We start from the raw sequence: 12,801 nt of genomic DNA, 5'->3' as shown, positions 1-12,801 counted from the left end.
TTAATGATCCTTTCCCAGTGTGGCACCGGACGCGATCGGAGGCATCAGTCGAGCAGCCGTCGCAACGCAGCGACGGCTGCTCGTGGATGACGCCCGCGACGCAGCTGATGAATACCCAGTTGCATCATTCGTTGCTCGAAGCGGTGCCAGCCCGGCTGCCCGGACGCGTACGCCTGATCGGCGGACAGACGGGCGACGATTTCGTCCTGGGGGATAACGCTCAACAGGGCATCGGGATCGTCGGCCGCTTGACCGGAAACGAACACCGCACCGACCAGCTTCAGCGGAGCAGCCGCGAGCCGGCCATGGCCCTGTCGCAAATCGGCTTCGAACTTCTCAGCTCCACTGCGTCGACGAATGATGGGCGCGTGGCTGATCCAGTGCGTGGCCTTGTCGTCGTCGATGAAGCGCAGCGCATCGGCCTGCACGTGCAGGTAATTGGCAACGCCAGTGGCAAACAGGCTCTCGGGCTGCACGAAGACCGCGTCTTCGGCGAGAAAATCCAGGCCCTGCAACAAGCTGTGCAAGGCCAAGGTCGATTTGCCCGAGCCGCTGGCTCCAAGCAGCAGGATGCCGCGCCCATTCAGGCCGACGCAGGCGCCATGCAAGGGGACCAGGCCCAGTCCGCGCGTCGCCAGGGTGAATACGGCAAATTCGATGAGTTCGTAGCGCAGATGGTAGGGATGACTGAGCATGTCCTCCGACGCCACCATCAAGGCACAGCGCTGCTCGGGCGCCAAGACCACGTAGTTCGACGGATCCATCACGCCGCAGAGCAGGCCCGAACCGGATTGCACCTGCACTGACGGCGGCTCGACGAGGCTGGGTGAAACCTGCCGAGGCAACAGGCGCAGTTCGATGCGGAACTCCGGCGTGCCCTTCGGCAATTGGTGTGACGGCAGGCCGGCGTAAGCGGCCTCGACCAGATCCAGCAGCGCCTGGCTGGTGCTTTCGAAGCGGAAAGATCCACCCAGGATCTGCCGGCATACCGAGAAGTGGCGGTCGGCCGGTCGCTCGCAAAAAGGGTCTGCACCGGCGTCTTTAATGCCAGCGCAGAAACCAAGGCCGTCGTCGTCGATCAAAAGTTTCAGCCGTCTGATTGCCGGGCGCCGCACCACACGGATACGAACAGGTTGACCAGTAAGTACCGCTATGGCGGAAAAAGGTTGCATCGACGCTGCAGGCGACCCGGTTCGCCGGGAAGTTGTTGCAGCGCGTCGACGGCGGCCTGCAGCACACGACATCCGATTATTTTGCCGCACCAGGCAACCGAAGCCGGCCGCCGGGGCACTCACGTCCAGTCAACGTTGATCGTTGGAGCCGGCGCGCCGGCCCAGCACCGATGCGCTGCCGCAGCTTGCCCCACGGCTTACGAGACCCTTCGCGATGCTGAATATCCAGGTTGGCCACTCCTACTTCTTGAGTTACGACCGGAAGCAGTGGGAGCGCGGCAAGCCCTATCCCCCACTCGCCACGATCCAGGTCGCCGCGCTGCTGAGGGAGATTGGACATGCAACCACCCTGTTCGATGCCATGCTGGCCGATGGCGTCGAGGACTATCAGGCGTCTCTGCAGAACGCACGACCGGACGTGGTGGTCATCTACGAGGACAACTTCAATTACCTGACCAAGATGTGCCTCGGCCGCATGCGCGAGGCGGCGTGCCAGATGATCGCCGAGGCGCGCGCCCACGGCGCCCGGGTGATCGTTGCGGGCTCCGACGCTTCGGACCATCCGGACGCCTTTCTCGCGGCGGGCGCCGATACCGTGCTGATCGGCGAAGGCATTGCAGCACTGGTCGAATTGATCGGGCGGCTGGACAGCGACCCGGAGATCGCCACGGCACACTGGACATCCGGCGTTGCTGGCATCGCGACGCTGGTGGATGGACAGACGCAGCTGATGCGCCTGGGCGCACAACCACCGGACCCGCGACTGTCCGGCCGGCCCGCCTGGGATCTGGTCGATATCGAACGCTATCGCACGATGTGGAACGAACGGCATGGCTACTTCAGCCTCAACATGGCCGCTTCGCGCGGCTGTCCGTTCCGCTGCAACTGGTGCGCCAAGCCGATCTGGGGCAACCACTACAAACAACGCGGTCCGCAGGACATTGCCGCCGAGATGACCTATCTGAAACAGACATTCCGGCCCGATCATATCTGGCTGGCTGACGACATCTTCGGCTTCCACGTCGACTGGGTCACGGAGTTTGCCGAGCATCTGCGCAGTGCCGACGGGTCCGTGCCATTCACCATCCAGACCCGGGCCGACCTGATCAGTGAGCGCATGGCCAACGCGCTCGAGCAAGCCGGGTGCGCGGAGGCATGGATCGGTGCGGAGAGTGGCAGCCAGCGCGTGCTGGACGCGATGACCAAGGGCACCAAGGTCGCCGACCTGATCGCTGCGCGCATTCGGCTGGGCGAGCGCGGCATCCGCGTGGGCTTCTTCATCCAGCTCGGCTATCTGGGCGAGCAACTGGCCGACCTGCTGGCCACCCGCGAACTGGTCGCGCAGGCCGCGCCGGACGACATTGGCGTCAGCGTTTCCTATCCGCTACCCGGCACGAAATTCTACGAACGGGTCAAGGCCCAGCTTGGCGCAAAGACGAACTGGCAGGACAGCGACGACCTGGCCATGATGTTCCGCGGCGCCTATGACTCGGAGTTCTATCGCCGTGTCCGTGACCTGCTGCACGAGCAAGTCACCCTGCAGCAATCGAAGGCCGCCATGGAACCGGAGCATTACCGCCAGGACGGTGCAGCGCTCGATGGGCGATGGAATGCGCTGATCGCCTGCGAACAGGCGCACCGCACCGAAGACGCCGCGTCACCGCTCACCACGGCGCAAGGTACTCCCCAGGCGATCCGCCATGCTGCCACCGCTCAAAACCGTTAGAAGCGGCTTGCGCCGCACCACCGAAGCACTTGCCACGGAGCTGGTACAGCCAGGCAGCTCAATGCCGGAGTGGAGTGAACTCGAATGGCAGCTGGCATCAGCTGCTGCGGCCGCGCACGGTGTGTCGCCGCTGCTTTGCAAATTTTCCCGGTGGCGAAACCCCAAGTGGACACTGTTTCTCGCGAGTCAGCGTGAGCACGTCGAGCACCGCCATCGACGCATTGCTGCATTGCTGGAGCGCATCGACGTCGACGCCCGCGTCGCCGGGCTGGCCATCGTTCCGCTGAAGGGTTCTGCGCTGCACGCCTTGGAAATTTATGCGCCCGGCGAACGGCCAATGGCCGACATCGACCTGCTGGTCTGCGAAAGTGATGCCGAACGTGCGGGCAAGCTGCTGCAGGATCTCGGCTATGTGGAGTCGTTCGTCGCGTGGAAGCATCGGGTATTCAAGCCTGCGACGGGCCAGCCCGCCGCGGGGTTGGGCGAACACCGCGACACTCCGGTCAATATCGAGCTGCACACCCGTATCCAGGAGCGTTTACCGGTATCCGCTGTCGACATCACCGGACGAATCTATCCGCGACAGCCGCGACCTGGCTTGAATTCCTATCCGTCGACCGGCGCCCTGATGAACCATCTGCTGCTGCACGCGGCAGGCAACATCTGCAATCGCAGTCTGCGCCTGCTGCATCTGCACGACATCGCGCTGTTGTCGGCGCGCATGTCCGCAAGTGACTGGAACATATTGTGGGACGAGCATGCGTCCGAATCCCCCTGGTGGGCACTCCCGCCGCTGCGGCTGGTTGCGCGTTACTACAAGAACGCGGTTCCCGAAACCGTGTTCGCCCGCATGGAGCGCGACTGCCCTGCTCTGCTGCGGACGATCTCGCGCCACCAGACCCTGACGCAAGTTTCGTGTTCGGATTTGTGGCTTCACGCGCTGGCTGGAATCGAATGGTCCCGTTCTTTCCGCGAAGTCGGGCGCTACGTCAGGAATCGTGTCAGGCCTCCCGGAGAAACCATCAAGGAGCGTGACGACATGGTGCGGACACAGTTCTGGCTGCACGGGCAAAGCTGGGTCAGGCAAAACCAGGGCCGACGCATCCTGGCCTTGCTCACTCGACCGGTGCCGCGGATGGATACCTTGTACGTCGTGCGTGCAGCATTGGAGTCGCCGGCGCTTAGGTGACAGGGCATCAGGCAGTGAGTTTGTCAGCAAGGTAGTCGACGACGTGCATACCGGAGAGCAGTACCACAACTTCATGCTGGCCTCGCAGCGAGACCAGATGGTGCGCGACAGGTTTCAGCAGGTCGCGCTGAATCTGCTGCCCGCGGGAGCAGACATACTCGATTTTGGTGCTGGCACCGGTATTGATGCAAAGGTCTATGCCGCACACGGACACCCGACTTTCGTGTACGACCCTTCGGAACCGATGTGCGGACACCTGGCGCAGTACTGTCGCGACGAAATCGCCCGCAAAGCCATCATCGAGATTGCCTCGCCGCTCGCCTGCAAGGTGCAGGCAGTCACGGCGAACTTTGCGGTCCTCAACCATTTCGCGGATCACGCATTGCTTTTTGAAGATTTGTCGCACGTGGTCCATCGGGGCGGTTTTGTACTGGCCAGCATGCTCAATCCTTATTACCTCGGTGATGCGCGTTACGGCTGGTGGCGGGCGAACATCATGAATCTTTTGCGACGTGGTCACTACGCCATCCCGAGTGAAAGTCGCATCCATCGTTTCACGCCACGTGCCGTGGCGCGGGCGGCAGTACCGCATTTCCGGCTGGAGCGCCTCATTCCACGTGGCTTCGGATTGGCCACCGATCTCTACATGTTCCTGTTATTCCGGCGGCTCTGAGATGTGGAAGGACTGGATAAGACCGTTCCTGCGTCCACTGCCGCAATGGTCCACGGTTGCTGTTGCTGCTCCGCAGCGGATGGTCATCGCCACATTGTGCTGGGGCGGCAAATCCGCAGATGTCACCTCGGATCACACCGTGGCTTCGCTGGTGCCACTGTTGATCGCGACCAGTCTTGATGCCGGCCAACATCCGGTACTCGAATACCGCGATGGCGCTACCGGAAAGCTGCTCGGCGTTTTGCGTCTGGCACAGGCGATGCCAGTCACTAGCGGAGAGACATCGCTCACGCTCTACCACGTCGCAGCTGGCGAACACCGCTGTCTCGGCTGGCCGCTGCGTGCGTGGAACCGCTGGCTTCAGAACCGCCTCATGCTGAAAAATCGCTCGCCGCAGCATTTCGCCCCGGAACCTGCCGCGGTACAGCAGCTCATGATCGCCTACCTGTGTCCGCGGCCGGTCATTCTTGTCTCGGTCGACACGCCAGGTCACCGAAATATCTTCCCGATGGATCTGATCGGACCGCTGGAGCGGAGCGGATTGTTTTCGCTCGCGCTACGCAGCACCAGTGTTTCCGTGCCCGTCATGCGCGAAGTGCGCCGGGTTGCCCTGTCCAGCATCCCTGCAACGATGAAGGCTGCTGTTTACCAGCTCGCCAAGCATCACAAGCAGCCACTTCCGGGCTGGAATGCGCCTCCGTTTCCTGTTCGACTGTCGCGGGAATTTGGCATTCCCGCCGTTGCTGCAGCGCTGCGCATTCAGGAGTTGGACATCGTGCACAGTCAGGAGGTGGGCTCGCACACGTTGTTCCTTGGCCGCATCGTCTCCGACGAAAAACTGACGGAAGGTACCCAGCTGCACCACACGGCCGGCTTTCATCAGGCGTACCGTCGCCGGCACGGCACGCAGCTTGCGGAGGTCTAGCCGACAGGTCCTCCGTGGATCCCGGCGCCGTGGACGCTGCTGACAGTCAACAAGAGCGGTGAGCAAATAGCGTGGAACATATCCGTATCAACCAAGCCACCGATCCCGAGACGCGACCCCTTGAATATTGTCGATCTTGAGGCACAGCTCGATCAGCAGTTGCAAAGGCCGCGCGTCACGAATCTGGATGCCGTGCGCCAGGCCGCCACGACCTGGTCCCATGCTGTGTGGTCCGTTGCCGAGTCGGCCGGCCCTCCGATCCTCACTGCGAGCGAGATCGAGCACGCATTCGCCATCGCACGTCGGCCCGTGTTCGTCTTCGGTGCTCACCGAAGCGGCACGACGCTGGTACGCGATCTGCTCGACCACCACCCTGCCCTCTCCGTGCTTCCCGCCGAAGGCACCATGCTCACGAATTTCGCATGGCATCTGAAGCGACTGGAGCCGGATAGCTGGCTGCGATTCCTCGGCTGCGAATGGTTGCGCAGGCTTGCCAACCCGATCAACCAGCACCCCTACTGGCTGCTTGGCCGCTCGTCGGCAGAAGGCTCGCCGTACGTTGAATTCGCACGTACCCTCCTGGCTTGGTGGCCGCTGGTCGAAACGCGGCTCGGACCGCGCACAACGTCCTGGCCGCTGGTCGCGATCGCGCTTGCCTATGCGCATTGCACGACAGGGTTCCGCACCGCTCGCGCCCTGGAGCGATGGGTCGAGAAAACACCCACGAACGAGCGCTTCCTGGCGCGCCTGATGGCCGAATTTCCCGAGGCAAGACTGCTCCACGTCGTCCGCCATCCTTTCGCGGTCTACGCATCAAGCCGTCAGGCCGTACGGAATTCCGGCCACCCATCGAGCGACGAGAGTCGGATCCTGCGTCAAATGCGCTTGTCGTACCGGGAGGCAGCCAGTCGTTCGGTTCGACCTGCGTCGGACTCGTATTTGCTCGTCCGCTATGAGGACCTGCTTGAGGACACGGCAGGCAGTGTCCGCCGGATGGCCTCCTTTCTCGGGATCCAGCCACTGCCCGTCATGATGCAGCCCACCGCGAACGGCATTCCCACCCCGAGCAACAGCTCTTTTGACAGCAACAAGGTGGCGGGGAAATTGAACCACCGGCCTGCGGATGGTGAGTTCAATGCGCTCACTCGACGCGAGCGCGAACGATTGAGCGCGATGTTGGCCGAGGATGTCGGAAAGCTCGGCTATCCGTTGGCGCCGCTGCCTGCGTTGCGCCGGCAACTGCTGCAGATCCGGATACACGCCGGCTGGATGGCCGATCGCTTCAGGGCACGCTGGGTCCGGTTCCTTTCCGCACGCCCGAGGCAACGTGGGCTTTAGAGTCTTCTACTTGGTCGCCACCGCGATGGTCAGCCTCTGCAGAAAGTGAAAGTCCGGCTTGAGCGAGCTCTGCACTTAAACAAGTGTCATTCGATACAAAGTCTGAAACGCCTGGGCGGTGCAATCGGCGTCTTCCAGCATCGCGCGACGTTGCGCTTCCTTCGCCAGTCGGAGCCGCAGTTCCTCATTGGCAAGCAATTGGTGGATGGCGTTCGCCAATTCTTTCCAGCCCTTCACGGGTACGGCCAAGGCCGCCGAAGGCGACCACTCCACGAAATGCCCGACCGCTGTGCCAACCGCAGGCACGCCTGCCACTGCGGCTTCCAGCAAGACCAGCGGGCCAGCCTCGTGCAACGACGACATCACCAGCAGATCGGCGGACTCCATCAGCGGGCGCAATTCCCGCTGCGTCTTGAACCCATGGAACCGCACGTGCTGTTCCAGTCCAAGCTGGCAAGCCAGCCGTTGCATTTCACCTTCCAGCGTGTCCACCCCAACGATGTCCATCCGGAATTCCAGACTCATCTCGACCAACGCCGCCAGGGCACGCATCAGCGTCGACTGATCCTTGACGCGATTGAGGCTGGCAACATGGATCAACCGCGCCTGCTTCGCGCTGCGCCCGCGCGGTGCAAGCGGCGGCCATGCCTGCAGGTCGACACCGAGCGGCACGCGCTGCGCCTTCAGGCCGAGTGCTTGCAATGAATCAAGGATCGGTGCGCTGGCCGCCGTGATGGCATTTGCTCCGCGCAGCACCAACGCTTCGCACAGGCGTCCTTTCCAATTTTGTCGTCCGCCGTAGTCGATCTCGTGCAAGGCGACAAGCTCACCACCGGCGACATGCACCAGGCTTGGCAGCCGCAGCAGTTTTGCCGCGGCAACGGCGACCAGGCTGCAAGGACCGGAGAAGATCGCATGGACCAGGTCGAATGGGGCGCGGCGATGCTCGCTGCGGATCGCCGCAACTGCGCGCAGTCGTGTCCATCCATGGCCGATGTTGTGGATGGTGGCGCCGGCGAGCTCCCAGCGACCCGCGACTGTTTCCTGACGCAGCGCGAAGACGTGCACGTCATGCGTCCGTGCCAGTCGCTCGATCAGGGCCAGCAGCACCGGAATCACGCGTAACTCGCCGCTGCGATCCACGCCACCCGGCACCACCAGCGCCAGCTTCACGGTTTCCTCCGTCGCCAGTCGTCGTGAACTTGTGCATAAGCGTCTGCCCATTGACCGCCCACCGCCTTGAACGAAAGCACGGCATCGAAGTGCGCGCGTACGCGTTCCGGCGATGGGCGATTCGACGCGGCTGCGATCAGCGCGTCCGCGAGGCGCATTGCGTCGCTGCAAGGCCACAGATGGCCGACGCTGCCATCGCAGGTCAGCGCGCGGAATGATGGAATATCGGTGATCACCGGCGTCACGCCGCAGGCCAGTGCTTCCAGCACGACATAGCCGCAACTCTCGGCGAGGCTGCCGGAGACGAACAGATCCGTAGACTGCATCAGGCGCTCGACATCCGCGTGCGCCACTTTGCCCAGCAGATGCACGCGGCCGGCGAGCCGCGCGTCGCGCGCGATGCGTTGCTGCACTTCATCCATCAGCGGGGCACTGCCGAACGCGCACCAGAGCTGCAGACCAGGCAGCTTCGGTGTCGCCCGGGCGACTCCTTCAAGGACGGTCAACGGGTCTTTGCCGGCGCTGAGGTGCCCCACCCACAGGACGCATGGATCACCGTGAAGACCTGTCTCCATGCGGGCGTCGACGCGGCTGCCCACGGTGAAGCGAGTGCTGGATTCGGGAATCGCGAACAGCCTCATCTGCGGCGCGAACAGACCCGCGCGGGTGAATGGCAACGCCAGCTCGCGCGCCGTGAAGGCAACGCCCGCAGCGGCCGCATACCACCGCCGCCATTGCGGCCGTCGCCACCAGCGAGGCGGCCGATCGGCGTGATCCTGGAAAATGATCGGCAGTTGCGGCAGGCACTGCGCCACGGCGAATGCGGCTTCAGCGAAACCCAGGCCGTTCGCATGCAGGACGTCGGCCTTGATCTCGCTGAGCAGGCGGGCGAAACGGCGGCCGCGCTCCATCGCCCCGACCGCCCCACTGATATCGACAAAGTGGTAGTCGATACCATTTCGTGTGAGCCGATCATCGCGCGTCGCCGCCTGGATCACCGAAACACGAGTTCCGGCAGCGGCAACCAGTTCGGCGATATCCATCAGCGAATGCCATTGCGCAAGAACTTCGTCATGCGCCAGGCCCGTCGGTGCCGGCAGGAAATTGATTTGCGCGACGTGCAAGGCCGGCACGCGTCTAGAGGCCTGAAACCTGCGGCATGCGCAGGCGCACCAACCGGTTGGCCAGGTTCAGTTCCCACGGCCGGTCGTACTTGCCGTAGCGATAGCGCCAGCCGGCCATGGCGCTCAGGCTGCGCTTGGCCCACGGCGGCGAACGCAGATCCTGCACCGTGGGAAAGCGGCAACGCAGCACCGTCACGAAGTCATGGATGCGGCTGCGCAGCTTGTCGGTGAGCCATGGTGCATCGGCGTGGCAGGCGTAGTCGACCCAGCGCTGCTCCATCCATTCTTCCGGGGTCCTGGGAAACACCACCGGCTCGCCGTCGAGATCGAGCAGCGGCATCGACGCCCGCTTGCCGCGATCCTTTTCGTGCTTGCTGCTTTCCGGCAACGGTGTGTAGATATAGACGATGATTTCCGATTGGGGATTGATCCGCTTCAACTCGCGGATGAATTCGAAGGTGTGCTCGGTTTCCTCTTCGGTGTTTTCGGGTGGCGCGACCATGAAGGAGAGTTCGGGAATCACGCCGTTTCGCCGGCACAGCTCGGCGACCTCCAGGGTCTGATCCGGCCGCGTGCCCTTGCGGATTTCCTTGAGCATCGCGCCGCTGGGCGACTCGGCACCGACATAGGCCATGCGCAGCTTGCTCTTGCGCACCAGCTTCCACGTGCTTTCCGACAGATTCAGCAGCGCGTCCGAACGGGCATAGCACCACCATGGCATCTCGAGTCTGGCCATCACCTCGAGCAGCGGAATCATGTCCACTTCGCGGTCGAAGAAGTTGTGGTCGAAGAACTGGATCGAATCAGCGCCGACCTCGTACTTGAGATAACTCAGGTCGCGCTCGAGCCGACTCGCGCCCGGCAGGACAGTGGTGCCGCCGAACATCGCGTTCACGCCACAGAACGTGCAGCGGAAGCGGCAACCGATCGAAGCCTGATGTGCAGCCGTGCGTCGACCCAGAAACGTACGCGCGAGATAACGCCGTGGATCGCCGAGCTTGTCGTAGGGCAGTACCAGCCCGTCGTCATTCATCGTGAAACGGCGGTTCGGGTTGTGCACGATGGCACCCTCGTTTCGCCATGACAGACTGCCGATCTTTGCCAACGCTTCGGGCTGGGCTCCGCGACCGATGGCCGAGATCAATTCAGGCAGGCTTTCCTCGGCCTGCCCGCGCACGGCGTAATCGACGTACGGCGCGGCCAGCGCGGTATCCGGATAGAGCGTGGGAAAGTAGCCGCCCCAGATGATCGGCACCGCCGGAAAACGTTCACGGATCGCCCGGGAGACATCGATCGATGGCGCGATCTGCGGGCCACCCATGACGCTGACACCGACGGCATCGAAGTGGCCTCCTTCCATCGCGTGCAACGCTTCGCCGACGACATCGCGATCGATATTGCCATCGATGATGTGGCTGTTGCCGAACCTGTCGAGCGCCGCCGACAGATGCAGCAGCGACAACGGAAATCGCGCGCTGGAGCGCGAGGTGATGGTCGGGTTGATCAGCAAGGTGTTGGCGGAATGGGTCATGGCGAAGGGCTGCGGCAAAAGCGATCAGGACGCGCGACTGAGCTTGAACACCAGCGCGACGGGAACCTCCAGCGCCATGTGGTCGAAATGTGCCCCGTCAGGGATGTCGATCGGATCGAGCATGGGCTCCAGCACCTGCTCGATGCGCAGCCCGAGCGTCGCGCAGGCTGCGTGCCAATGGCTGTACAGGTGTTGCGTATGCCGCACGGCGTAGCGCTGTCCACTGGACTTGAAATCACGCACCCAGCCGAGCGCATGCCCGATCGGGTGCACGTCGCTGCACAGCAGCGTGCCACCGGGTCGGGTCACCCGGCGCAGTTCGGCCAGCGACTGTTCCAGATTCTCCAGATGCCCGATGACCAGGGCGCAGATCGTCAGATTCGCCCGCGCATCCGGCACCGGCAACGCGGTCAGGCTGCCCTGAACCAGGTCGACTTCGGCATCCGGTTGAAACCTGGCCAGCTCGGTGCCGGCGCGCTCGAGCATCGGTGCCGAGAGATCCGCGCCGATCACGCGCGCCGCGCCACGTTGCAGCGCATGCAGCATGTAACGTCCGCTGCCACAGCCGACGTCGAGCACGGCCTGTCCCTGCAGCGTGGACGGCATCAGTCCGAGCATGGCGCGTTCCTCGGCCTGCATGACCGGATTGTGGGCATGCGCCGGATAGCTGGATGCCCACAGCGCATAGGCCTCGGCAGGTTCGAGCATCGGTGGGTGCGTCATCACTAGCACCGTGCCTCCATGATGAGATCGCGATTGCACTCGCTCCGATCAGCGGCCAGTTCAAGTCCGGGTTCGAGCGCAACCAGCGCCGGTTCGGCCAGAGACTTGGCCAGCAGCTTCGGCTTGCCATCCAGCGTCACTGGCACGGCCTCCATGCCTGCGACGGCAAACCATTCGGCGAAATCGGTATCGGCAATGCAGGGGACGCCGTTGCGCACCACGGCGCGGATCTGGCTGCGCTCGATACCCACCAGACTGCCCTCCTCATCGCCACCACGGTCCTCGACGATCACCAGGTCCGCGGGCACGCCCGGCGTGAGGCTGCCGCGCGAAGGCAGACGCAGGATGCGGGCGGCCTGCGTCGTGACCAGTCCCAATAGCTGTCCGGGATTGAGCTCGCCACGTGCTGCGATGCCGCGCATTTCCTCGAGCAGGTCGCGGGCACCGCTGAGCCGTGAATCGCTGCCAAGCGCCAGCCGACCGGCTGCGCACAAGCGCTGTGGATCGAGTGACCGCCCAAGCAGGGAGTGGTTGCTGGTCGGACACCAGACCACCGCGGCATCGCTGGCGATCACGCGATCGACATCCTGCTCGCACAGGCCCACGCCATGGATCAGTACGCTGTTCGCCGCCAGACATCCCAGTTGATCCAGCTGAGCCAGCTCGGCCTGCGCCGTCGCATCGGTACCCTCGGCCAGGTGGATCAGCCAGGGCCGATCTATCGGCGTGGCGGCAAAGCTCTGCTGGACTGGAGGACCGTAACCGGGCCAGCCCAGCGCGTAGCTCCAGCCGTAATCACGCAGCAGTGCGACCGGAAAATTCGTCGCGTCGAGCGCCGGATGCCAGGGATCGTGATGCGCCACACAGGTGGTGCCGGCGAGCAGGTTCTTCAGCGCACCGTGCCGCAGCCGCAACTCCTTCGGCACCTGCAGCGCGGCGATGACGGCCGGCTCCTCGAAATGTTCCTGGAAAGCCGCAATCCAGGCGTAACTGTTGGGAAAGGGCGCGCCGGTTTTCAGCGGCGGTACGGTGTTGACGTGCAGGTGCTCATGCGCGTTGATCAGGCCAGGGAAGATCAAATGGTCGCGCAGATCGACCCGATACGCCCGCGCGGCCAGCGATGAACCGATCCGCCCTGCCCGGATCGGCAGCGGCACGCGCGAGCTGGCTTCCGTCGTGACCGAGACCGCCCGGCACAAGCTGACATCCATCGCTGCCTGGAGTATG

General features: G+C 63.6%; 11 protein-coding genes. 5 read left to right on the top strand and 6 right to left on the bottom strand.

The genetic code is table 11. The features are described 5' to 3' along the window. Positions 1–44 precede the first annotated feature (44 nt). Positions 45–1,082, bottom strand: coding sequence for a serine kinase (locus tag B0E51_RS06245; protein ID WP_254424432.1), 1,038 nt, complete (start codon positions 1,080–1,082; stop codon positions 45–47). 304 nt (positions 1,083–1,386) lie between these two features. On the opposite strand from B0E51_RS06245, the gene B0E51_RS06240 reads away from it, so the two are divergent. The 5 genes from B0E51_RS06240 (at position 1,387) to B0E51_RS06220 (ending at position 7,023) form a co-directional block, all read left to right on the top strand. After that, positions 1,387–2,898, top strand: coding sequence for a radical SAM protein (locus B0E51_RS06240; protein WP_077444336.1), 1,512 nt, complete (start codon positions 1,387–1,389; stop codon positions 2,896–2,898). Further along, positions 2,873–4,087 carry a nucleotidyltransferase family protein gene (locus B0E51_RS06235; RefSeq protein WP_077444016.1) on the top strand — a complete coding sequence of 405 codons (1,215 nt, stop codon included), beginning with the start codon at positions 2,873–2,875 and terminating at the stop codon, positions 4,085–4,087. The genes B0E51_RS06240 and B0E51_RS06235 overlap by 26 nt, the downstream gene beginning before the upstream one ends. Positions 4,088–4,130: 43 nt before the next feature. Continuing rightward, complete coding sequence (locus tag B0E51_RS06230; RefSeq protein WP_077444015.1) at positions 4,131–4,760, top strand: methyltransferase domain-containing protein; 630 nt, start codon at positions 4,131–4,133, stop codon at positions 4,758–4,760. Between the two features lies 1 nt (position 4,761). Next, entirely contained in the window at positions 4,762–5,685 is a 924-nt protein-coding gene (locus B0E51_RS06225; RefSeq protein WP_077444014.1) for a flavin reductase, read from the top strand. Between the two features lie 120 nt (positions 5,686–5,805). Continuing rightward, positions 5,806–7,023 (top strand): sulfotransferase, encoded by a 1,218-nt coding sequence (locus B0E51_RS06220; protein WP_168172583.1) that lies wholly within the window; start codon positions 5,806–5,808, stop codon positions 7,021–7,023. 75 nt (positions 7,024–7,098) lie between these two features. On the opposite strand, the gene B0E51_RS06215 is transcribed toward B0E51_RS06220, so the two are convergent. Genes B0E51_RS06215 through B0E51_RS06195 form a run of 5 tightly spaced genes read right to left on the bottom strand, consistent with a single transcriptional unit; the run spans position 7,099 to position 12,785 of the window. After that, a complete protein-coding gene (locus tag B0E51_RS06215; protein ID WP_077444012.1) occupies positions 7,099–8,196 on the bottom strand; it encodes a glycosyltransferase family 4 protein in 1,098 nt (365 codons plus the stop codon). Further along, complete coding sequence (locus B0E51_RS06210) at positions 8,193–9,320, bottom strand: glycosyltransferase family 4 protein (RefSeq protein WP_077444334.1); 1,128 nt, start codon at positions 9,318–9,320, stop codon at positions 8,193–8,195. Before B0E51_RS06210 ends, B0E51_RS06215 begins: the two co-directional genes overlap by 4 nt. 13 nt (positions 9,321–9,333) lie before the next feature. Further along, complete coding sequence (locus tag B0E51_RS06205; RefSeq protein ID WP_077444335.1) at positions 9,334–10,851, bottom strand: radical SAM protein; 1,518 nt, start codon at positions 10,849–10,851, stop codon at positions 9,334–9,336. A 24-nt stretch (positions 10,852–10,875) separates the two neighbouring features. Beyond that, entirely contained in the window at positions 10,876–11,574 is a 699-nt protein-coding gene (locus B0E51_RS06200) for a class I SAM-dependent methyltransferase (RefSeq protein ID WP_077444011.1), read from the bottom strand. 2 nt (positions 11,575–11,576) lie between these two features. Beyond that, positions 11,577–12,785: an amidohydrolase family protein gene (locus B0E51_RS06195; protein ID WP_254424461.1), complete on the bottom strand. Its 1,209-nt coding sequence runs from the start codon at positions 12,783–12,785 to the stop codon at positions 11,577–11,579. Positions 12,786–12,801 lie beyond the last annotated feature (16 nt).

Source organism: Rhodanobacter sp. C05, assembly GCF_002001165.1.
Taxonomy (GTDB): Bacteria; Pseudomonadota; Gammaproteobacteria; order Xanthomonadales; family Rhodanobacteraceae; genus Rhodanobacter.
Note: the sequence above shows the minus strand (reverse complement) of the source record. Positions and strands in the feature narration are given on the sequence as shown.